The organism is Mesorhizobium sp. BHscii, from assembly GCF_053848065.1.
The window spans coordinates 299630-319608 of sequence record NZ_JBSPKW010000003.1; the positions used below are offsets into that span (position 1 = coordinate 299630).

The window sequence follows — 19979 nt, forward strand, 5'->3', positions numbered from 1 at the left end:
TTTCAAGGCCTTGGCTTTCATGAGCAGTGCGTCCTCATTGTCGGTCGACAAGCGCGACATCGTCGCGCTTGAAGGCGTCACCAAACGGTTCCCCGGTGTGGTTGCCAATGACAGCGTCGATCTGGCGATCCGTCCGGGCGAGGTGCATGTGTTGCTCGGTGAAAACGGCGCCGGGAAATCCACCTTGATCGGCATGCTGTCTGGCCTGCAGCAGCCGGACGAGGGGCGCATACTGGTCGACGGCGAGCCTACCGCGATCACATCGCCGCGCCATGCACTGGCGCTCGGCATCGGAACCGTATTCCAGCACATGATGCTGGTGCCGACGCTGACGGTGGCGGAAAACCTGCTGCTCGGCGGACCGTGGTGGCAGCGCCCCAAGACCGAAGAATTGGAAGCGCGCGTCGCCGAAATCACAAGGACACTCGGCATCACGGTCAAGCTGCATGCCAGGGTGTCGGAACTCTCGCTCGGCGAGCAGCAGCAGGTCGAGATCCTGCGCGCGATTGTGCGCAACAGCCGGCTTCTGATCCTCGACGAGTCGACCTCGATGCTAACGCCGAAGGGCATCGACGAGCTTGGCGCGCTTATGCGCCGCCTGGTCGAGCAGGGGTTGGCGATCGTCTTCATCACCCACAAGCTCAAGGAGGCGGCGGCTTTTGGCGATCGAATCTCGGTGCTGAAACTCGGCCGCAAGGTCGGCGAAGTTCCTCCCGAGCGGTTTCGTGCACTGGGCGAGCAAGCGATCATCTCGGAGATCGTCGAATTGATGTTCGGCAAGCAGAAGGACGACCCGGAAGCGGCCGAGCGACCGGTTCGCACCATCCACGCCGAAGCGGCTCCGCTGCTTCAGGTCCATGATCTCGGCGTTGCGCCGACAGACGATGCGCCGGGCCTGTCGTCGATTTCGTTCGACATCCGTCCAGGCGAGCTGCTGGGCATCGCCGGCATCGACGGCAATGGCCAGAAGCAACTGGCGGAGGCGTTGGCCGGCCAGCGTGCGATTGTGGGCGGTTCGGTGCGGCTGCAAGGAGCGACTATCGACGCGCTGAGCGTCGGCGAACGCCGTGAGCGAGGCCTTCGCTATCTGACCGACGACCGGCTCGGCGAGGGCACCGTCGGGACCTTCCCGGTCTCGATCAACTTCTTTCTCAAGCAGGTCGGCGCGGCCCCCTTCTGGCGCAGAGGCGTCGAGCAGCGCGCCGAAATCGACAAGCGTGCGGCCCAACTGGTCCGTGAATACGACGTGCGTACGCCCAGCCTGAAAACGCCGGTCGCCCGGCTCTCCGGCGGCAATATCCAGAAGGTGCTGCTCGCGCGCGAACTCGCCGAAGGCGCAAAAGTGGTAATCTTCAACAAGCCGACATACGGGCTCGATCTCGCCAACACATTGGCTTCACGCCAGCGAATCCGCGACACGGCGGCTCGCGGCCTTGCCGTGCTGCTCATCTCCACCGATCTGGAGGAGTTGCTCAGCATGTGCGACCGCATCGCCGTCATCGCGAACGGATCGCTCGTCGGCACCGTCGAGAATGCCGACGATGCCCGCACCAAGATCGGTCGCTTGATGATCGGGCTTGCCGCATGAGCATCGACACCGCACCATCCGCCGGTGCAACCGCACTCGATGCCACGGCTGCTGTGGTCACGCGCCGCGATATCCAGCATCGGCTGCTGATGACGCTCGGCCCTATACTGGCCGCGCTGATCATCGCCGGCAGCATCCTGCTTGCCGTCGGCGTCGATCCGCTTGCCTACTATGGCTTTGTGCTCAAGAGAGGGCTTTTATCGCCGCTCGGCATCCAGCAGACGCTGACGCGCATGGCGCCGCTGCTGTTTATTGCCGCCGGTCTGATCGTGGCCTTTCGCGCCGGTATGTGGAATCTCGGCGGCGATGGCCAGTTCCTGCTCGGCGCGGTAACGGCTGCGGCCAGCGCTCCGGCTCTCGTGCAGGTCATGCCGGCCTGGCTGGCGCTGATCTGCTCGTTCGTCATCGCCATGTTGGTTGCGATGATCTGGTCGCTGGTGCCGGCGCTGCTGCGGGCCTATCAGGGCGTCAACGAGATCATCACCACGCTGATGATGACCTTCCTGGGTACCTCGCTTGCAAATGTGCTGGTCAAGTTGGTGTTTCGCGATCCAGGGACTACCGTGCCGCAAACCCGCACCTTGCCGGTCGAGGACCGGCTGCCGCGCCTGTTCGACACGACCATCACCAGCGGATTGCTTCTGGGACTGGTGGCAATCATCACTGTACATCTGGTGATGACGCGCACGGCCTTCGGCCTGAAGCTGAGGATCGTCGGCGCAAACCCGCGCGCAGCCATCCATGCGGGGCTCGGCGTGCCGAAGCTCACCGTTGCCGTCTTCGCCATTTCGGCCGGGCTGGCCGGCCTTGCCGGCGCCGTCGATATCCTCGGCGTTCAGGGTAACGTCCGCGCCGACTGGAACCCTGCGTATGGGCTTGCAGTCATCCCCGTGGTGTTCCTCGCCCGCATGAACGGCTTTGCCGCCATCGGTTTCGTGTTCCTGCTCTCGGTGCTGTCGATCGGCGGCGAGAGTGCGGCGCGCCGGCTCGGCGTGCCCAATCATTTCACGCTCGTGCTGGTCTCCATCGTGCTGATCGTGCTCGCGCTCGCCGAATACCTCGATCACCGCTACAACCAGTCGCGAAGGGAACTGAAGCGATGACCGGGCTGTTCGGCGAAGTCTTTCTCAGCGCGCTTTTGTTTGGCGCGGTCACCGCGGCGATCCCGCTGCTGCTGGCCGGTCTCGGCGAACAGATGTCCGAACAGGCCGGCGTACTCAACATCGGCATCGAGGGCATGATGCTGGCCGGCGCCTATCTCGGCTTTGTCGGCGCCTTCTATTCCGGATCGCTGTGGCTCGGCTTTCTCACCGGCGCCGGCGGTGGTATCGCGGTGGCGCTGGTCATGGCGCTGCTTTGCGTGCGCATCGGGTTGAACCAGATCGTCATCGGCATCGCGCTGACGCTCGGACTGGAAGGTCTGACGGCGCTGCTCCACCATTTCCAGTTTTCGCGCAGCTATCCCCGCCTGCCGGCAGTGGACGTGACCGTCATTCCGTTGCTGTCGGACATTCCGGTCATCGGGCCGGCGCTGTTCAGGCAGCATCTCAGCGTCTATCTCGCGGTCACGCTGGTTTTCGCCATGGGCTACGTCTATCGGCGCACGCAGCTCGGCCTCAACCTGCAGGCGGCGGGCGATAAGCCGGCCGCCCTTGACGTCGCCGGCATTGACGTCGTGCGAACCCGCACCATCGCCGTGCTGACGACGGGAGCGCTGGCGGGGCTCGGCGGCGCCTTTCTCGCCAATGTCGGCGCAGGCCTGTTCATTCCGTTCATCACCAATGGCGCGGGCTTTCTCGGCATCGTGCTGGCCATGCTGGCGCGCGGCCGACCGGTCTGGGTGCTGTTCGGCGCCTTGCTGTTCGGCGTCTGCCTGTCGCTGACGACGGCCATGCAGGTGGCCGGCATCAACATACCAACCGACGTCATCCAGATGCTACCGTTCCTGGCGGTGATGATCATGCTGGTGCTGTTCGGCCGGCGGGCCAGTCTGCCGGCAGCGCTCGGTATTCCTTACGAGCGCGGCGCGCGCTGACGGCAATTCATGCGCGGACGGGACCCGCGCCAAAAGAGGAGACAAAAATGTCGGATACCAAGGTCTACCTGCTCGACGGAGGTTCGCTCGTGCTCGACGGCTATCACGTGTTCTGGAATCGCGGCCCCGGCGGCGAAGTGCGCTTTCCCGTCTATTCGATCCTGATCGAGCATGCGGAGGGCCGGTTCCTCATCGACACCGGCTACGACTACGATCACGTCATGAAAGTGCTGCCCTTCGAAAAGCCGATCCAGGAAAAGCACCAGACAATTCCGGGCGCCCTGGCGCTGCTTGGTCTCGAGCCGAAGGATATCGACGTCGTTGTCAACTCGCATTTCCACTTCGACCATTGCGGCGGCAACAAGTATTTCCCGCATGCCAAGAAAATCTGCCATCGCACCGAGGTGCCGCAGGCCTGCAATCCCCAGCCTTTCGAGCATCTCGGCTATTCCGATCTGAGCTTTTCGGCTGAGGCTGCAGAAGCGCGTGGCGCGACCGCGCAATTGCTGGAAGGCACGACGCGGGCTAACTCGACCTTTGAGGGCATTGACGGCGATGTCGAGCTTGCCAGGGGCGTCAAATTGATCTCGACGCCCGGTCATTCGATCGGTCATTACAGCCTGCTGGTGGAGTTTCCCAAGCGCAAGCCGATCATGTTCACCATCGATGCGGCCTACACGCAGAAGAGCCTTGAAACGCTGTGCCAGGCGGCCTTCCACATCGACCCGGTGGCGGGTGTCAACTCGATGCGCAAGGTGAAGAAGCTCGCCGAGGACTATGGGGCCGAGCTGATGTATTCGCACGACATGGAAAACTTCAAGACCTATCGGACCGGCATGCAATTCTACGGCTGACCGCCGCCAATGCGGAGACAAAGACCATGCGCTATCTCGAACACGCCGAACCGGTCATCACGCTCACCGCGGGGCCGGTGAACGCTTATCCCGATGTGCTGCGCGGCCTCGGCCGCACCGTGCTCTACGACTACGACCCAGCGTTCCAGCTCTTTTACGAGGGTGTGGTCGACAAGGCGCAGAAGGCAATGCGGCTGTCGAACAGGCCGGTCATTCTCCATGGCGAGCCGGTTCTTGGCCTGGAGGCGGCCGCAGCCTCTCTGATCACGCCTGACGACGTCGTGCTCAACCTTGCCTCCGGTGTCTACGGCAAGGGGTTTGGCTATTGGGCCAAGCGCTATTCGCCGCAACTCCTCGAAATCGAGGTGCCCTACAACGAGGCGATCGACCCGCAGGCGGTTGCGGCAATGCTGGAAGCGCATTCGGAAATCACCATCGTTTCCGTCTGCCACCACGATACGCCGTCGGGCACCATCAACCCGATCGACGCCATCGGCGCGCTGGTTTCGGCGCATGGCGCCTATCTGATCGTCGATGCCGTTTCGTCCTTCGGCGGCATGAAAACGCATCCTGAGGATTGCAAGGCCGACATCTACGTCACCGGCCCGAACAAATGCCTCGGCGCGCCTCCCGGCCTCACGATGATGGGCGTCAGCGAGCGCGCCTGGGCCAGGATGAAGGCAAATCCACTGGCGCCACGCGCGTCGATGCTCAGCATCGTCGACTGGGAGCATACTTGGTCGAAGGACAAGCCGTTTCCCTTCACGCCGTCCGTCGCAGAGATGAACGGGCTCGACGTCGCGCTCGACCTCTACCTCAACGAGGGACCGGCAGCGGTGTGGGCGCGCCACGCGCTGACCGCCAAGGCCATGCGCGCGGGCGTCGCCGCCATGGGTCTGTCGATCTGGGCCGCCAGCGACAATATCGCATCGCCAACCACGACTGCCGTCCGGACGCCAGAAGACATTGATGAGAAGGCGCTTCGCCAGGCGGCGCGCGCCCGCTACGGCGTGGTGTTTTCGTCGGGCCGTGGGGAAACATTGGGCAAGCTGACACGTATCGGCCATATGGGCCCGACCGCCCAGCCGATCTATGCGATCGCGGCGCTGACGGCACTTGGCGGCGCGATGAATGCTTTAGGCCAGGAACTCGCGGTCGGCAAAGGCATAGACGCGGCGCTGGCCACTATCGACGCCGACGCGTGAACCAGAAAATCACCAGATCACAATTGAGGGAGCGTTTTCATGACTGAACGGCTTGCGGGAAGGACCGCCCTGGTTACCGGGGCCGCACAAGGCATCGGCAAGGCGATCGCCGCGCGGTTGGCCGCCGATGGCGCGACCGTCATCGTCAGCGACATCAACGCGGAAGGGGCCGAAACCGCGGCCGGGTCGATCGGCGGAAAGGCGAAGGCGATCGCCGCCGACATTTCCGATCCTGCATCGGTCAAGGCACTCTTCGCCGAGATCAAGGCGCTGACCGGGGGCATCGATATTCTGGTCAACAATGCCAGCATCGTGCCGTTCGTCGCCTGGGACGATGTCGATCTCGACCATTGGCGCAAGATCATCGACGTCAATCTGACCGGCACCTTTATCGTCAGCCGCGCAGGAACGGACCAGATGCGTGCAGCGGGCAAGGCCGGCCGGGTGATCAGCATCGCCTCCAACACCTTCTTTGCCGGCACGCCGAACATGGCAGCCTATGTCGCGGCCAAGGGCGGCGTCATCGGTTTCACCAGAGCGCTCGCCACAGAGCTCGGCAAATACAATATCACCGCCAACGCGGTGACGCCGGGCCTAATCGAGAGCGATGGCGTCAAGGTGAGCCCGCACAACGAGGCGTTCGGCTTCGTCGAGATGCTGCAGGCGATGAAGGGGAAGGGCCAGCCGGAACATATCGCCGACGTGGTGTCGTTCCTGGCCTCGGACGACGCGCGCTGGATCACCGGCCAGACGTTGAATGTCGACGCCGGCATGGTGCGTCACTAAAAGCGCATCGCGTCTGAAAGGATACGACGGGCTGATATCGATGGAGGTTTTCGTCAAAAAATTCGCTTACATTACATTTGTCGGCGCAAAACCGGAGACCCGAAATGAAACCTTGGTCCGCAATTGTCGCACTGGCCCTTGCCCTTGCTATGGTTGCCGGGCCGAACGAGGCAAGATCGCAGGAACGCGCATGTCGCAGTCCCGATCCCGTCGACACCATAAACGAGATGTTCTCCGCGATCGTCGCCTGTTGGGAGCCGCCGCCCGGAACCGCGGGCATGACCCTGACGCTGCAGTTCTCAATTCGCCGAAACGGCACACTTATCGGCAAGCCTCGCGCCACCTACTCGCGTCTAGGGAATGATGCCACGCTCAACCGGGCCTTCGTGGCTTCCGTCCTCGAGGCTCTCGACAAGGCTCTGCCACTGCCCGTTTCGGACAGCATGGGTGAAGCGATCGCAGGGCGTATGCTGTTCCCTCGCTTCACAGCAGCGAGTGGGAGTGCATCCTAAAGCGCGTCCGGCATTAAACCGGCTGGTTTTGCGGCTGGAAGAATTTGCCGCGCTCGGCGATCAGCACCATCACCAATGCGCCAAGCGACACGCTGCAGAATCCGGCGGCCAAGGGCGTCACCGTGCCGTTGAAGGCTTGGCCGATCAGCGTGCCGAGCAGGCCGCCGAGGAAGGTCTGCATGAAACCCAGAATGGACGATGCCGTGCCGGCCAGTTGGCCGAGCGGCTCCATGGCGAGCGCGTTGAAATTCGCGCCGAGTGCGCCGAACGGGACCATCGCGCAGGCAAAGAAGGTGATGAAAAGCCAGAGCGGCATCTTCATTTGGATGGAAACGATCAGCCAGGCGAGGCTGATGGCCAGAAACAAGAGCAGCGCGCTCTGCGACAATCTGCGCATGCCGATGCGGCCGACAAGGCGCGAATTCAGATAGTTCGAAAAGGCGAGCACGCCGGCGATCCCTGCAAAAATCACCGGGAACATCTCGCCGACGCCAAAGACGCCGACATAGATCTGCTGCGCCGAGTTGATGAAGCCAAACATCGCGCCGAAGGCAAAAGTGCTGGCAAAGGCATAGCAAAGTGCCATGCGATCGGTCAGCACGATGCGGAAGCCGCCGATGATGGATTCGGCCGTCAGCGGCCTGCGATATTCAGGACGCAGCGTTTCGGGCAAGCGCAGCAGCGCCCACGCCGACACGATCAGAGCCCCGGCCGCCATGGTGATGAAGATCACGTGCCAGGTCGCGAACAGCATGATGAACTGGCCAATGCCGGGGGCCACCACCGGAATCGCCATGAAAACCATGAAGATCAGCGACATGACTTCGGCCATGCGCCGGCCGTCGAACGTGTCGCGCACGATCGAGACGGCGATGACGCGTGTGGCCGCGGCGCCGATGCCTTGCACCACCCTGCACAGGATAAGGATGGCGAATGTCGGGGCAATTGCCGCCGCAGCCGCTGCCGCGACATAGATCACCAGCCCGACAACGAGCGGAGCACGGCGCCCGAAGCGGTCCGAGATCGGTCCGAAGAAGAGCTGTCCACCGCCAAAGCCCAGAATATAAGCGGCAATCACATATTGGCGGTGGTTTTCATTCTCCACACCCAGCGAGGCGCCGATCTGCTGCAGCGCCGGCAGCATGATGTCGATGGCTAGCGAGTTGAGCGCCATCAATGCCGCGCACAGAGCGATGAATTCCCAGCGCGGAATAGGCAAGGTACCTGCCTCTTGCGGCGCTTGTGCATGCTGATCCACGGCAAAGTCCGATCTTCAAACGAAAAAGCGCCGGCGCACCGGCGCATTCGTTCGTCTTGTACCCCGACACCGGGAGGTAATCAGCTTGGCGAAGTGCCCGACGTGCTCGTCAGGCGGCGCCTTTGACGCTCACGCCCTTTTCGACGAGGAACGTCTGAAGTTCGCCTGCCTGGAACATCTCGCGGATGATGTCGCAGCCGCCAACGAATTCACCCTTGACGTAGAGCTGAGGAATCGTCGGCCAGTTGGAGTATTCCTTGATACCTTGCCGCAGCTCGGCCGAGGTCAGCACGTCCACGCCCTTGTAGTCGGCCCCGATGTAGTCGAGGATCTGCACGACCTGACCGGAAAATCCGCATTGCGGGAAACCGGGCGTGCCCTTCATGAAGAGTACGACGTCGTTGCCCTTCACTTCGCTGTCGATGTAGTCGTTGATACCGCTCATAGAGAATCCTTTCATGCCCGCGGGAGTCGGGCTCGAAACATACCCTTCAAATAAACCCATAGGTTGCCTGAAACAAGACGTTTGCCGCATCGTCACGCAAATGGCGCAAAGGATGGCCTGATATTGGGCCAAGAGCATCGGCCAGCTATTTTCCCAAGGAAGCGATGAAAAGGCGAGTTAGCGCCGCAATCCTGATTGGTGTTCTGCTCGTTGCGCTGGCCTTGATCTGGTGGTTCAGGCCATCGGAGCATCCGCCTGTCACCGTCGGCGGCAAACTGCCCGGGCCATGTCGGGACCTGAATTTCGAGGCGATCCCCTATATCGTCTGCGAGATCGATCTTCGCAGCTACGACGTTGCTGTCTTCCACGCCGGCGCAGACGGCAAGGTCTTCGGCTCGCTGGACAAATTCGACAGGGCGATGTCGGGCGAGGGCAGGTCGGTGCCGGCTTCATCCTCGCTTCGAGGCGAACGGCACGTCGCGTCACATCCGCAATGGCGTCGGCGTGCGTGACGAAGACACGGTCGTGCTGGCGATCTCACGCTCGCAAGTCAGTCTCGGCAGCTTTGCACGCCTGTTCCGTGATGCGCTGCATTGCCCCAACGCACTTTTCTTCGACGGCGTGGTTTCGGCGCTGTCGAATGGCGAGAGGATGATCGTCGGCGGAAACTATCCTGCAGGGCCGATCATTGCCGTCTCGGCGAAAAAGTGACGAGGGGTTGGAGGCGAAACCCTCAGTCCGGCACGCTGGTCTGCAAAGCGAGCGCGTGCAGCACGCCGCCCATATTGCCCTTCAATGCGTCATAGACCATCTGATGCTGCTGGACGCGGCTTTTTCCGCGAAAGCTCTCGGCCACCACCTCGGCCGCATAATGGTCACCGTCGCCGGCCAGGTCGCGAATTGTCACCTTGGCGTCCGGAATGCCTTCCTTGATTAGCCGTTCGATGTCGTGCGCATCCATTGCCATGCGAGGATTCCTTGTTCAGGTCGTGATCTCATAGATATGATCGACATGGCGGATGGACCACGCCGAAACGTGCCCACTCGATCATATCACGGGTCCACGAGCTCATTTCCCATGAAGCGAGGAAACCAGGATTCGTGGGCAGCGGTCAATTCGCCGACAGGGATCGCCCGTGCCTCGCCGAGTTTCAGGTCACTACCGCCGGTCGAGCCGATCCACGGCGCAAAGATGCCGAGCTTACTTTGCTGCTCGCGAATTGCATCCCATTCATCGTTCTGCGGATCGATCGACAGCGTCAAGAGATAGCGGCCCTGATCCTCGCCGAACCAGACCGGGATCGGATCGGTCCCGACCAGGCCGGGGACGGTCGCGCCGATGCCGGACGCCATCGCCATCTCGGCCAGCGCGACCGCAATGCCACCATCGGAAACGTCATGTGCAGCGGTAACGACGCCGGAGGCGATTAGGGCGCGTACGTGGTCGCCGACGCGCTTTTCATGGTCGAGGTCGACCGGCGGCGGCGGGCCGTCGGCGCGGCCATGAATGTCGCGCATGTAGGCCGACTGCGCGAGATGCGTTCCCCACATGGACGGCGCGCCTACCAGCAGGATCATCTGGCCCTCGGCGGCAAAGCCGATCCGTGCCATCTTGGACCAGTCGGCGATCAGTCCGACGCCGCCGATGGTCGGCGTCGGCAAGATGCCTTGCCCGTTGGTTTCGTTGTACAGCGAGACATTGCCGGAGACGATCGGAAAGCCGAGAGCACGGCAGGCGTCGCCAATGCCTTTCACGGCGCCGACCAACTGGCCCATGATCTCGGGCCGTTCCGGATTGCCGAAATTGAGATTGTCGGTGGCCGCGAGCGGCAGGGCGCCGGTGGCGGTAAGGTTGCGCCAGCATTCGGCCACCGCCTGCTTGCCACCCTCGTAAGGGTCGGCCTCGCAATAGCGCGGCGTCACGTCGGACGAGAAGGCGAGCGCTTTGGTCGGATGACCTTCGACGCGCACCACGCCGGCATCGCCGCCCGGAAGCTGCAGCGAATTGCCCTGAATCAGCGTGTCGTACTGCTCCCATACCCAACGGCGCGATGAAAGGTCGGGTCCGCCGAGCAGTTTCAACAAAGCCTCGGCGATGTCCGCTTGTGGGGCATCGCTGGCAGCCAGGGGCGCGGGCTTCTTCGGCTCGGCCCAGGGACGGTCATATTCCGGCGCCTGGTCGCCAAGGTCTTTGATCGGCAGATTGGCGACTTCGTCGCCCTGATGCAGCACGCGAAAGCGCAGATCGTCGGTGGTCTTGCCGACGATGGCGAAGTCGAGGCCCCATTTGTGGAAGATCGCCTCGGCTTCCTTTTCCTTTTCGGGGCGCAGCACCATCAGCATGCGCTCCTGGCTCTCCGACAGCATCATCTCATAGGCGCTCATGCGCTCCTCGCGCACCGGCACCTTGTCGAGGTCGAGCTCGATGCCGAGGTCGCCCTTGGCGCCCATCTCGACCGCCGAGCAGGTGAGACCGGCAGCCCCCATGTCCTGGATGGCGATGACGGCACCGGACGCCATCAGCTCGAGGCAGGCTTCGAGCAGGCATTTTTCGGTGAACGGGTCGCCGACCTGAACGGTGGGCCGCTTCTCGTCGATCTTGTCGTCGAATTCGGCCGAGGCCATGGTTGCGCCGCCGACACCGTCGCGGCCGGTCTTGGCGCCGAGATAGACGACCGGCAGACCGACGCCCTTCGCCTCCGACAGAAAGATCGCATCGGTCTTGGCGAGCCCCGCCGCGAAGGCGTTGACCAGGATGTTGCCATTGTAGCGCGCGTCGAAATTGACCTCACCGCCGACCGTCGGCACGCCGAAGGAATTGCCGTAGCCGCCGACGCCGGAAACGACGCCGGCAACGAGGTGTTTGGTCTTGGGATGGTCCGGCGCACCGAAGCGCAGCGCGTTCATCGCCGCGATCGGCCGCGCGCCCATGGTGAAGACATCGCGCAGGATGCCGCCGACGCCAGTCGCCGCCCCCTGATAGGGCTCGATGTAGGAGGGGTGGTTGTGGCTCTCCATCTTGAAGACGACGCAGTCGCCGTCGCCGATGTCGACCACGCCGGCATTCTCACCCGGTCCCTGGATGACCTGCGGTCCGGTGGTCGGTAGCGTGCGCAGCCACTTCTTCGAGGATTTATAGGAGCAATGCTCGTTCCACATCGCCGAGAAGATGCCAAGCTCGGTAAAGCTCGGCTCGCGCCCGACCAGGTCGAGGATGCGTTGATACTCGTCGGGCTTCAGCCCGTGCGCGGCAATAAGTTCCGGAGTGATCGGCACGGAATTGGAAATGGTCATGGGCGGCAATTTATATCCTTGGGGTCGAATCCCCTCTTATCGCAAGCGCGAAGGCCGATACACCCATCAAGCGCCGAAAAACGATGGAAAGCCACAGGGGCAGCAACCAGCGAAAGATCGCCACTCGACCCGCCGGTTTCAAGCCGGTTCAGGAGAAACTGTCGTATCCGGCGCGGCCCTCGTCGAGAAGCCGCCTTATCACGCCGACGCCGCCCGCGATGTCCTCTCGCCGACTCGGCTGCGAAACGCCAAAACGCACGCCGTGGAAAACCTGCTCGGAACGTCCCGCCTTGAACTCGTCCTCATCATCGATGAGCACGCCATGTTCGAGACAGGCATTCTTGAAGGTGCCGGAAAGCCATGGATCAGGCAGGGTGAGCCAGACAAAGGGCACATTGTCCACTGCCTTGAAGTCGAACCCGGCCAGCGTCTCGCGCACGATCGCGATGCGCGCGTTGATCTCGACGATGCTGCGATTGCGCATCTCGCTGGCCTGGCCGGACAGAACCAGCCGGCTACACACTTCCGCCAGCAGGAAGGGGAGGCCACCCGTCAGCATCTTGTGAGCGACCCGGATCCGGTGGCGATAGGCCGGTGGACAGGCGAGCCAGCCGCCGCGAACACCAGCCGCGACGGATTTCGACAGGCCCCCGGCAACGATGGTCCGTTCGGGGGCATATTCGGCCAATAGCGGGGTCGGGTCGTCGGTCAGATCGCCATAGAGATCGTCCTCGATCAGGATGACATTGTATTCGCGCGCGACGCGCGCGATCGCCTCGCGGCGTGTTGCCGACAGCGTCACCAGTGTGGGGTTCTTGGCCGTCGGCATCAGGAACATCATTTTCGGATGTTTTTGCGCGCAGACGCGCTCGAAATCCTCTGGGTCTAGTCCTTCGTCGTCAGACGTCACCAGCGCGGTCCGGCGGCCGATCAGGCCGGCGCTGCGTGAAATCTGCGAATAGGTGAGGTGCTCGAAGACGATATAGTCGCCAGGCGTGGTGAGCGCGGCAATCGCCGCCATAACCGCCGCATGGGTGCCGAGCGTCGGTACGATGCCGTCAGGGCTCGGGCGAAACGAATTTCGCGAGAGCCAGCTGCAACCGGCCTCGAACCAGCGGTCCGGAAAATCCCGCGTATAGCTTGAAATCTCATACGGATGGTCCTGCGCCGTGCGCGAGAGCACATCGGCGACAATGGCGCCCTGGCCAATATCCGGCGCAGCCGTGCTGTCGAAGCGCAACTTACCGCGAGGCGCATCGATATAGCGCGTGCCTTCCACATGTGGGTCGGATGCCAGCAGATCGGTCTTGGTCTCATGCCGGCCCAGAACATAGGTTCCGCGCCCGACTTCGCCGCTCACCAGCCCCCGTTCGCGCAACAATTGGTAGGCCCGACCGACCGTGCCGACAGTTGTTCCGATGTCATAAGCCAGGTCGCGTTGCGGCGGCAGTTTTGCCCCCGCATCGATAACGCCGCGGTCGATGTCGGTTTCAATGGAATCTGCAAGCCGCTGGTAGAGGGGTCCGGAGCCGGACGTAAGGTCGGGTAGCCAATTTGTCATGGTGACAATTTTCTATATTGCACCGAATTGAGAGTCAATACATATGGATTGCGCAACAAAAGGGTACAATCTCGAATTCTGGTAGCAAGAAAATGGCTGCAATCGATACAATCCGTTACACGAGAGCTGAATTGCTCGGAGTCGGTCCGTCGGGCCGGCAAGGTTATGTCCGTCGCCTGGTGCGCACGGTCAGGTCACTCGCGAGCCGGATCGGCAGCCTGCTGGATCGCCGGCGAAGCCGGCTGGCATTGCTGGAGATGACCGACGATCAGCTCAAGGATATCGGCATCTCGCGCTGCGAGGCCCACCGAGAGGGTCTGAGGCGGTTCTGGGACTGAAAGATGCATCAAGCTTGTGTGCATCCTTAAGAAGACGCGGTCTTAGGACGCCTTTTCGTGCCTTGATCGTTTCCGTGGCTCCTCATCCGTGAGACGCCGCGGTCTGCAAGTACGGCGACTATGCACAGCACCAGAAAAAGCCCGGTGATGCCGAGCGCCGACGGCGACGCTGGCGACGCCGTTCTTGGCGACATCGAGGAACGGGTAGGGCACTTCGCCTGATATCGGCGCCCGCGCCAGTGCATAGGCCAAATAGGCGACTGGATAGATCATCCACCAGGAGATGTCGCGCCACCGCGTCGAGCCGTCGGCGCCTGCCGCAAACCACCACAGCACGAAAAGCACCGGCGTCACATAGTGCAGCAGAACGTCGCAGAGCAGGAACGGCCTTGCGGCTGCCAAAGCTGCGCCAGGACCGTGGCATAGATGATGAAGACCAGGTGTTATGGCAACCGCCACGCCGGCTCGCATCCGCGGCCCGGCAAAGGCCGGGAACCAGGCGTGGCCACCAGGTGACAGCAGCGAAGCATGCACGAGCACCTCGCCGATATTGGTCAGGATGGTGAAGAAGCTGAGGTAGAAGACCAGCGAGCCAACAAAACTTCGGCCGGCTGCCATCGACGCCGGAATGGTGATGCAGATTTGCAGGACGAGCGCGGGCAGCCTATGACCAGACCCGCGATCTGCAGGAAGCGAGCCATGACGCTACGCAGCCACACCGCAGGCCGGGTTGCCTGTCTGCCAACGGGCGATGTCCGAGCCGATGCGCGCACCGAGCGTTTCGGCCATTAGCGGACCGTACACGTCCACCCGGCGTGAATTGCCTTGCGCCTGCACGACCAGCAACGGCTTTGCGCCATAATGCTTGGCTGGGACCAACAGGAAGCGCGGCGTGCCGGTGAACGAATTCAGCTCATTGGCCATCTGATAGGGCCTGAAGGCGGGATCCTTGCTGGCGATCCAGCATTTGTGAGCGGCGATCGCCACCTGTTCCATGGCAAGCAGCGCCGCACTCTTGCCCGAAGGCGCCGGTGCGCTCTTCGGCTTCGATTGGCAGGAGGCGAGCACAAGGCCGGCGGTGGCGACGAGAGCGAGGCGGGCGATCGTCTGTCTCGGGCTCATGCGGCGCCTATTTCGAATTCGGAAAAAGGATGAAGATATCAAGCGGCGACGCCGAGGGCACTTTCGAACAGCGCCCGGCCGTCGCTGCCGCCATGCGCTGCTTCGATCAGGTTCTCGGGGTGCGGCATCAGGCCGAGCACATTGCCCTGGACGTTGATGATGCCGGCAATGTCGTTGATCGAGCCGTTGGGATTGGTGCCTTCGGCATAGCGGAACACGACCTGGCCTTCGCCTTCGAGCCTGCGAAGCGTCTCGGCGTCGGCAAAATAATTGCCGTCGTGATGCGCCACCGGCGAGCGGATGATCTGGCCCGGCTGATAGCGACGGGTGAACATCGTGTTGGCGTTGGCGATCTGCAGCTTGACTTGCCGGCAGACGAATTTCAGCGAGGTATTGCGCATCAAGGCGCCTGGCAGCAGTCCGGCCTCGACCAGGATCTGGAAGCCGTTGCAGACCCCGATGACCATCACGCCTTTGGCTGCCTTTTCGGCCACTGCCCGCATCACCGGCATGCGCGCGGCAATGGCGCCGCAGCGCAGATAGTCGCCGAAGGAGAAGCCACCCGGAATGGTGATCAGGTCGACATCGGGGATTTCGGTGTCGGTCTGCCACACTGTGACCGGCGGCGTTCCCGAAATCTTGGTCAGCGCCGCGATCATGTCGCGGTCGCGGTTCAGGCCAGGCAGGAGGACGACGGCTGATTTCACCTCAGGCGATCTCCACTGCGTAATTCTCGATCACCGTATTCGCCAGAAGCTTGTCGCACATCGCCTTGAGATCAGCCTCGGCCTTGGCCTTGTCGCTCTCGGAGAGCTCGACGTCGAAAACCTTGCCCTGCCGCACCTGGCCGATCCCGTCAAAGCCCATCCCGGACAGCGCATGCTCGATCGCCTTGCCTTGCGGGTCGAGCACGCCATTCTTGAGGGTTACGGTAATGCGGGCCTTGATCACGCTGGACATGCTCCTGTTCGAAGTGTTGAGCGGCAAAGAATCTCAGTGCGGCTTGCCTTTGACGCCATCGGTAGAGGCGACGAGCACTGGTCCGGCGGGACGCGGCGGCTCGTTTTCGTTCATGATGCCGAGGCGGCGGGCGACTTCTTGATAGGCTTCGACCAGCCCGCCCATGTCACGCCGGAAACGGTCCTTGTCGAGCTTATCCTGGGTCGCCACGTCCCACAGACGGCAGGAGTCCGGCGAGATCTCGTCGGCAACGACGATGCGCATCATATCGCCCTCGAACAGGCGGCCGCACTCGATCTTGAAGTCGACGAGCTGGATGCCGACGCCCATGAACAAGCCGGAGAGGAAATCGTTGACACGGATGGCCAGCGCCATCACGTCGTCGATCTCCTGCGGGCTCGCCCAGCCGAAAGCGGTAATGTGCTCTTCAGACACCATCGGGTCGTCGAGCGCGTCGGCCTTGTAATAGAATTCGATGATCGAGCGCGGCAGCACGGTGCCTTCCTCGATGCCAAGACGCTTGGCCAGCGAACCGGCGGCGACATTGCGCACCACCACTTCGAGCGGGATGATCTCGACTTCCTTGATCAGCTGCTCGCGCATGTTGAGCCGGCGGATGAAGTGAGTCGGAATGCCCATCCGGTTGAGATGGTTGAAGATGTGCTCGGAAATGCGGTTGTTGAGCACGCCCTTGCCATCGACGATTTCGTGCTTCTTCTTGTTGAAAGCGGTCGCGTCGTCCTTGAAGAACTGGATCAGTGTTCCCGGCTCCGGGCCCTCATAGAGGATCTTGGCCTTGCCTTCATAAATGCGGCGGCGATTTTTCATCTGATCTTTTCTCTGGATTTCCGGGCAGGCGGCAAGCGGCCAGTTCCTGTCCGTCTGCCTAAATTAGTGCGGCAACGGTAGGGGTTCAATGCCGGTGTCTATCCCAATCGCACTGTTTGCTCAATCGGCAAATCCTTTCAATCAACCGCTTTCGGGAATGAAATGCCGCAGCGCAGCAAGTGACATACCATATTGACCGGCCCGCGGGCTTTTGGTTTGTGCTGCGGCAATACACATATTCCAACTGCCAACGAATCGGATTTGACCGGAGGGATGCCATGAGCAGCATGAAAGATCGCGAGGAGGGCTTCGAGCGCAAGTTCGCAATCGACGAGGAGCTCCGGTTCAAGGCCGCGGCCCGCCGCAACAAGGCGCTCGGCCTGTGGGCCGCCGAAAAGCTCGGCAAGGCCGGGGACGACGCCGAAGCCTATGCCAAGCAGGTGGTCCTCGCCGACATCGAGGAAGCCGGCGATCACGACGTGTTCCGCAAGATACGCAAGGATTTCGACGAGGCCGGGGTCGTCCAGTCGGACCATCAGATTCGCCGCACCATGGACGATCTGATGGCGCAGTCGATCGAGCAGATCAAGAACACCTGATCCTTGCTCTGAGCCAATCGATACGCTGGACCAATCGACCGCCCTGTCTCTCCGGGCGGTTTTTCTTTGCCTTTGCAGCTGTTTCCGGCTGAACTGCATTAGAGCGACATGCATCCATTCGGACGCACAAAGTACGCTCTCAAACTTTGACTCCTCGCGTCGGGCTTGGCGATTTTGGGCCGATGCGAGAGCGATTAAGGAAGGCGCCCATGTCCCTCAAGTCACGCCTTGCGGCCGATGAAACGTTGTGCACCGCATGGTCCGGCGTGCCTGATGCCCTGACGGTCGAGATTCTTGCCAGACAAGGTTTCGATGCCGTCACCCTCGATATGCAGCATGGCGGACATCACGAGGACAGCGTGCTGCGCGGCCTTGGGCCGGTGCTGGCCGCCAACAAACCGGCGCTGGTGCGCATTCCGGTCGGCCGCTTCGACATGGCCAGCCGCGCGCTCGATTTCGGCGCCGAGGCGGTGATTGCGCCGATGGTGAATTCGGTGGCAGACGCGCGGCTGTTTGCCGCCGCCATGAAGTACCCGCCACTCGGCGAGCGCTCCTGGGGCCCGACTTATGCCTTTCCGCGTCATGGTAAGGGCGACTATGCCGACTGGCTGCGCGACAGCAACGAGCGCACCATGGCCTTCGCCATGGTCGAAACGCGCGCCGCCCTCGATGCGCTCGACGGCATACTCGACACGCCGGGTATCGATGGCATCTTCCTCGGCCCATCGGACTTCTCGATTGCCTGGTCGAACGGCGCCACCGTCAACTCGACGCTCGAAAGCATGCTGGAAACCGTTGCCTTGATCGCCGAGCGGACACGCAAGGCCGGCAAGCATGCCGCGATTTACGTCGTCGAGCCGGCCATCGCCGGCCGTGTTGTGTCGATGGGCTACCGGCTGCTGGCCATGGGCTCCGAGCATGCGTTGATCGGTCTGGGGGCAAAGACCCTGCTGAAGAGCGTGAGGGACTCGATCGGGTCCTAAAGATCCGTCAGGAACTTGGCAAAGGTCATCGATCCTTCGGGCCACGGCCCGAAGCCGGAATCGGCATTGAGGTGGCCGGCATCGCCAGCATCGATGAACAGTGAGCCCCAGGCGCCGGCAATGTCCTCGGCCACCTCGAACGTGCAGAACGGGTCGTTGCGGCTGGCGATCACCACCGAAGGAAATGCCAGCGGCTCGCGCGGATAGGGACCGAAGGTCATCAGGTGCCTGGGTTTTATCCTAGGATTGGCGACGTCGGGCGGCGCCACGAAGAAGGCTCCGGCGACCCGGCGCTGGAACTGCGGCATTGCCTGAACTACGGCGGCGACGCCCAGCGAATGCGCGACGATAACGACCGGCCGTTCGGCCTCGTTGACCGCCTTCGCCACGCTCGCCGTCCAGTCTTCGCGCACCGGCTTCGACCATTCCGCCTGCTCGACACGGCGCGCCGTCGACAATTTCGACTGCCAGCGGCTCTGCCAATGGTCGGGGCCGGAATTGGTGTAGCCCGGCACGATGAGAATGTCTGCATCCCTGACTTTCATGGCGCGCATGTAGCGAGCGACACGGTTTCGTGCAACCGCGATTATCGGTGCGATTGCCCACAATTGTGAACACCATGTTCGCTTCTTGCCGCCTTGTGTGAACGATCGCGATCGACGATCTGTCGTCAGGAAAAGAAACAGCCGTGTAAGGAAACCAGGATTTTGGGACTGACACGACGTACAATGATCGGTGGCACAGGGGTCCTGGCTTTGGGGTCTCGTCGAGGGCCGCCCTAACGGAGATTTTGATGAGCGAACTGCCTTTTGCCGCCACGACCCCGGTCAGCGTTGCCCGCGTCGGGTTGCGCGCGCGAAATGCCGAAAGCCTGGCCGCTTACTATCGCAACGCCGTCGGTCTGCGGGAACTGAGCCGCGCCGGCGGCGCGATCACGCTCGGCGCCGCCAATCGTCCCTTGCTCGACATTGAGGCGGATGCAGCGGCGAAAACCGACGATCCGCGCAGCGCCGGCCTTTTCCACACTGCCTTCCTGCTGCCCAGCCGGGCCGATCTCGGGCGCTGGATCAATCATGCCATCGCCAACAAGATCGACATTGAAGGCGCGTCGGACCATCTGGTCAGCGAGGCGCTTTACCTGACCGACCCTGAAGGCAACGGTATCGAAATCTATGCCGACCGCCGCCATGAGGACTGGAAATGGATTGGCGACAAGGTGGCGATGGCGACCGAACGGATGAATATCCCCTCTGTCGTCGCAGAAGTGCCGGCCGGCGATGCCGGCTGGCAGGGGATGCCGGACAACAGCATCATCGGCCACGTCCACCTGCGCGTCGGTCGGCCGGAAGATGCTGAGACGTGGTGGCACCAGGAGTTCGGCTTCGATACGGTGGCGAAATATGGCGGTGCGGCGGTGTTCCTGTCGTCAGGCGGCTACCACCACCACATCGGCGCCAATGCGTGGCAGAGCGCCGGCGTCGGTCGTCGCGATCCGTCCCGGTCCGGCCTGGCCTGGGTCGAAATGCGTTCGGACAACGTGACCGATGCAACGACCCGCGAGGATCCATGGGGCACGGTGATCAGGACCGTTCCCGGCAAGGCCTGAGCGTT

23 protein-coding genes are annotated in these 19979 nt (G+C 62.4%); 12 read left to right on the forward strand and 11 right to left on the reverse strand.

Annotated elements, in window-relative coordinates:
• The first annotated feature begins 19 nt into the window (after positions 1 to 19).
• The 7 genes from ACWTU7_RS06635 (at position 20) to ACWTU7_RS06665 (ending at position 6980) form a co-directional block, all read left to right on the forward strand.
• The gene (locus ACWTU7_RS06635) at positions 20 to 1588 is read left to right on the forward strand and encodes a putative B6 ABC transporter ATP-binding protein (protein ID WP_455838204.1); all 1569 of its coding nucleotides are present in this window, start codon (positions 20 to 22) and stop codon (positions 1586 to 1588) included.
• Complete coding sequence (locus ACWTU7_RS06640) at positions 1585 to 2691, forward strand: putative B6 ABC transporter permease subunit 2 (protein ID WP_455838205.1); 1107 nt, start codon at positions 1585 to 1587, stop codon at positions 2689 to 2691. The genes ACWTU7_RS06635 and ACWTU7_RS06640 overlap by 4 nt, the downstream gene beginning before the upstream one ends.
• Entirely contained in the window at positions 2688 to 3623 is a 936-nt protein-coding gene (locus tag ACWTU7_RS06645) for a putative B6 ABC transporter permease subunit 1 (RefSeq protein WP_455838206.1), read from the forward strand. Before ACWTU7_RS06640 ends, ACWTU7_RS06645 begins: the two co-directional genes overlap by 4 nt.
• A gap of 47 nt (positions 3624 to 3670) precedes the next feature.
• Positions 3671 to 4477 (forward strand): 4-pyridoxolactonase, encoded by an 807-nt coding sequence (gene pldA, locus ACWTU7_RS06650; protein ID WP_029353646.1) that lies wholly within the window; start codon positions 3671 to 3673, stop codon positions 4475 to 4477.
• Between the two features lie 26 nt (positions 4478 to 4503).
• Positions 4504 to 5682 (forward strand): pyridoxamine--pyruvate transaminase, encoded by a 1179-nt coding sequence (gene ppaT, locus ACWTU7_RS06655; RefSeq protein ID WP_455838207.1) that lies wholly within the window; start codon positions 4504 to 4506, stop codon positions 5680 to 5682.
• Positions 5683 to 5721: 39 nt separating this feature from the next.
• Entirely contained in the window at positions 5722 to 6468 is a 747-nt protein-coding gene (gene pldH, locus ACWTU7_RS06660; RefSeq protein ID WP_455838208.1) for a pyridoxal 4-dehydrogenase, SDR-type, read from the forward strand.
• Positions 6469 to 6572: 104 nt separating this feature from the next.
• Positions 6573 to 6980, forward strand: a complete 408-nt coding sequence (locus tag ACWTU7_RS06665; protein WP_455838209.1) for a hypothetical protein — start codon at positions 6573 to 6575, stop codon at positions 6978 to 6980.
• A gap of 13 nt (positions 6981 to 6993) precedes the next feature.
• Here the strand turns inward: ACWTU7_RS06665 and ACWTU7_RS06670 are convergent, their stop codons facing one another.
• The gene (locus ACWTU7_RS06670; RefSeq protein ID WP_455838210.1) at positions 6994 to 8238 is read right to left on the reverse strand and encodes a multidrug effflux MFS transporter; all 1245 of its coding nucleotides are present in this window, start codon (positions 8236 to 8238) and stop codon (positions 6994 to 6996) included.
• A 109-nt stretch (positions 8239 to 8347) separates the two neighbouring features.
• On the reverse strand, positions 8348 to 8683 hold the full coding sequence (gene grxD / locus ACWTU7_RS06675) for a Grx4 family monothiol glutaredoxin (protein WP_029353656.1): 336 nt from the start codon (positions 8681 to 8683) through the stop codon (positions 8348 to 8350).
• Between the two features lie 354 nt (positions 8684 to 9037).
• Between grxD and ACWTU7_RS06680 the strand changes: the two genes are divergently transcribed.
• The gene (locus ACWTU7_RS06680; protein WP_455838211.1) at positions 9038 to 9394 is read left to right on the forward strand and encodes a phosphodiester glycosidase family protein; all 357 of its coding nucleotides are present in this window, start codon (positions 9038 to 9040) and stop codon (positions 9392 to 9394) included.
• A 22-nt stretch (positions 9395 to 9416) separates the two neighbouring features.
• Here the strand turns inward: ACWTU7_RS06680 and ACWTU7_RS06685 are convergent, their stop codons facing one another.
• The 3 genes from ACWTU7_RS06685 to ACWTU7_RS06695 all read right to left on the reverse strand — a co-directional run bounded on the left by ACWTU7_RS06685 (position 9417) and on the right by ACWTU7_RS06695 (position 13538).
• Positions 9417 to 9650 (reverse strand): BolA/IbaG family iron-sulfur metabolism protein, encoded by a 234-nt coding sequence (locus ACWTU7_RS06685; protein WP_023674714.1) that lies wholly within the window; start codon positions 9648 to 9650, stop codon positions 9417 to 9419.
• Positions 9651 to 9736: 86 nt separating this feature from the next.
• A complete protein-coding gene (purL, locus tag ACWTU7_RS06690) occupies positions 9737 to 11977 on the reverse strand; it encodes a phosphoribosylformylglycinamidine synthase subunit PurL (protein ID WP_455838212.1) in 2241 nt (746 codons plus the stop codon).
• A 148-nt stretch (positions 11978 to 12125) separates the two neighbouring features.
• The gene (locus ACWTU7_RS06695; protein WP_455838213.1) at positions 12126 to 13538 is read right to left on the reverse strand and encodes an aminotransferase-like domain-containing protein; all 1413 of its coding nucleotides are present in this window, start codon (positions 13536 to 13538) and stop codon (positions 12126 to 12128) included.
• A gap of 92 nt (positions 13539 to 13630) precedes the next feature.
• Between ACWTU7_RS06695 and ACWTU7_RS06700 the strand changes: the two genes are divergently transcribed.
• Entirely contained in the window at positions 13631 to 13876 is a 246-nt protein-coding gene (locus ACWTU7_RS06700; protein ID WP_095521644.1) for a DUF1127 domain-containing protein, read from the forward strand.
• 42 nt (positions 13877 to 13918) lie between these two features.
• On the opposite strand, the gene ACWTU7_RS06705 is transcribed toward ACWTU7_RS06700, so the two are convergent.
• From ACWTU7_RS06705 to purC, 5 genes are all read right to left on the reverse strand, one after another.
• Positions 13919 to 14494 (reverse strand): Pr6Pr family membrane protein, encoded by a 576-nt coding sequence (locus tag ACWTU7_RS06705; RefSeq protein ID WP_455838214.1) that lies wholly within the window; start codon positions 14492 to 14494, stop codon positions 13919 to 13921.
• Between the two features lie 87 nt (positions 14495 to 14581).
• The gene (locus tag ACWTU7_RS06710; protein WP_065008140.1) at positions 14582 to 14998 is read right to left on the reverse strand and encodes a hypothetical protein; all 417 of its coding nucleotides are present in this window, start codon (positions 14996 to 14998) and stop codon (positions 14582 to 14584) included.
• Between the two features lie 38 nt (positions 14999 to 15036).
• Complete coding sequence (gene purQ / locus ACWTU7_RS06715; protein WP_287113710.1) at positions 15037 to 15705, reverse strand: phosphoribosylformylglycinamidine synthase subunit PurQ; 669 nt, start codon at positions 15703 to 15705, stop codon at positions 15037 to 15039.
• Position 15706: 1 nt separating this feature from the next.
• Positions 15707 to 15949, reverse strand: a complete 243-nt coding sequence (gene purS, locus ACWTU7_RS06720; RefSeq protein ID WP_065008292.1) for a phosphoribosylformylglycinamidine synthase subunit PurS — start codon at positions 15947 to 15949, stop codon at positions 15707 to 15709.
• A 42-nt stretch (positions 15950 to 15991) separates the two neighbouring features.
• The gene (gene purC, locus ACWTU7_RS06725) at positions 15992 to 16786 is read right to left on the reverse strand and encodes a phosphoribosylaminoimidazolesuccinocarboxamide synthase (RefSeq protein ID WP_023674725.1); all 795 of its coding nucleotides are present in this window, start codon (positions 16784 to 16786) and stop codon (positions 15992 to 15994) included.
• A gap of 278 nt (positions 16787 to 17064) precedes the next feature.
• Between purC and ACWTU7_RS06730 the strand changes: the two genes are divergently transcribed.
• Positions 17065 to 17385, forward strand: a complete 321-nt coding sequence (locus tag ACWTU7_RS06730; RefSeq protein WP_455838215.1) for a DUF1476 domain-containing protein — start codon at positions 17065 to 17067, stop codon at positions 17383 to 17385.
• Positions 17386 to 17594: 209 nt separating this feature from the next.
• The gene (locus tag ACWTU7_RS06735; RefSeq protein WP_095521640.1) at positions 17595 to 18368 is read left to right on the forward strand and encodes an HpcH/HpaI aldolase family protein; all 774 of its coding nucleotides are present in this window, start codon (positions 17595 to 17597) and stop codon (positions 18366 to 18368) included.
• Here ACWTU7_RS06735 and ACWTU7_RS06740 read toward each other — a convergent pair.
• Positions 18365 to 18913, reverse strand: a complete 549-nt coding sequence (locus ACWTU7_RS06740) for an RBBP9/YdeN family alpha/beta hydrolase (RefSeq protein ID WP_029353674.1) — start codon at positions 18911 to 18913, stop codon at positions 18365 to 18367. The two genes, ACWTU7_RS06735 and ACWTU7_RS06740, sit on opposite strands and share 4 nt — an antisense overlap.
• A gap of 248 nt (positions 18914 to 19161) precedes the next feature.
• Between ACWTU7_RS06740 and ACWTU7_RS06745 the strand changes: the two genes are divergently transcribed.
• Positions 19162 to 19974: a VOC family protein gene (locus ACWTU7_RS06745; protein ID WP_455838216.1), complete on the forward strand. Its 813-nt coding sequence runs from the start codon at positions 19162 to 19164 to the stop codon at positions 19972 to 19974.
• The last annotated feature ends 5 nt before the right edge of the window (positions 19975 to 19979 follow it).

Excerpts from the sequence above, each read along its gene's own strand:
- ACWTU7_RS06635 (WP_455838204.1), top strand. The coding sequence starts at position 20 with ATGAGCAGTGCGTCCTCATTGTCGGTCGACAAGCGCGACATCGTCGCG.
- ACWTU7_RS06640 (WP_455838205.1), top strand. The coding sequence starts at position 1,585 with ATGAGCATCGACACCGCACCATCCGCCGGTGCAACCGCACTCGATGCC.
- ACWTU7_RS06645 (WP_455838206.1), top strand. The coding sequence starts at position 2,688 with ATGACCGGGCTGTTCGGCGAAGTCTTTCTCAGCGCGCTTTTGTTTGGC.
- pldA (WP_029353646.1), top strand. The coding sequence starts at position 3,671 with ATGTCGGATACCAAGGTCTACCTGCTCGACGGAGGTTCGCTCGTGCTC.
- ppaT (WP_455838207.1), top strand. The coding sequence starts at position 4,504 with ATGCGCTATCTCGAACACGCCGAACCGGTCATCACGCTCACCGCGGGG.
- pldH (WP_455838208.1), top strand. The coding sequence starts at position 5,722 with ATGACTGAACGGCTTGCGGGAAGGACCGCCCTGGTTACCGGGGCCGCA.
- ACWTU7_RS06665 (WP_455838209.1), top strand. The coding sequence starts at position 6,573 with ATGAAACCTTGGTCCGCAATTGTCGCACTGGCCCTTGCCCTTGCTATG.
- grxD (WP_029353656.1), bottom strand. The coding sequence starts at position 8,683 with ATGAGCGGTATCAACGACTACATCGACAGCGAAGTGAAGGGCAACGAC.
- ACWTU7_RS06685 (WP_023674714.1), bottom strand. The coding sequence starts at position 9,650 with ATGGCAATGGATGCGCACGACATCGAACGGCTAATCAAGGAAGGCATT.
- purL (WP_455838212.1), bottom strand. The coding sequence starts at position 11,977 with ATGACCATTTCCAATTCCGTGCCGATCACTCCGGAACTTATTGCCGCG.
- ACWTU7_RS06695 (WP_455838213.1), bottom strand. The coding sequence starts at position 13,538 with ATGACAAATTGGCTACCCGACCTTACGTCCGGCTCCGGACCCCTCTAC.
- ACWTU7_RS06700 (WP_095521644.1), top strand. The coding sequence starts at position 13,631 with ATGGCTGCAATCGATACAATCCGTTACACGAGAGCTGAATTGCTCGGA.
- ACWTU7_RS06705 (WP_455838214.1), bottom strand. The coding sequence starts at position 14,494 with ATGGCAGCCGGCCGAAGTTTTGTTGGCTCGCTGGTCTTCTACCTCAGC.
- ACWTU7_RS06710 (WP_065008140.1), bottom strand. The coding sequence starts at position 14,998 with ATGAGCCCGAGACAGACGATCGCCCGCCTCGCTCTCGTCGCCACCGCC.
- purC (WP_023674725.1), bottom strand. The coding sequence starts at position 16,786 with ATGAAAAATCGCCGCCGCATTTATGAAGGCAAGGCCAAGATCCTCTAT.
- ACWTU7_RS06730 (WP_455838215.1), top strand. The coding sequence starts at position 17,065 with ATGAGCAGCATGAAAGATCGCGAGGAGGGCTTCGAGCGCAAGTTCGCA.
- ACWTU7_RS06735 (WP_095521640.1), top strand. The coding sequence starts at position 17,595 with ATGTCCCTCAAGTCACGCCTTGCGGCCGATGAAACGTTGTGCACCGCA.
- ACWTU7_RS06740 (WP_029353674.1), bottom strand. The coding sequence starts at position 18,913 with ATGAAAGTCAGGGATGCAGACATTCTCATCGTGCCGGGCTACACCAAT.
- ACWTU7_RS06745 (WP_455838216.1), top strand. The coding sequence starts at position 19,162 with ATGAGCGAACTGCCTTTTGCCGCCACGACCCCGGTCAGCGTTGCCCGC.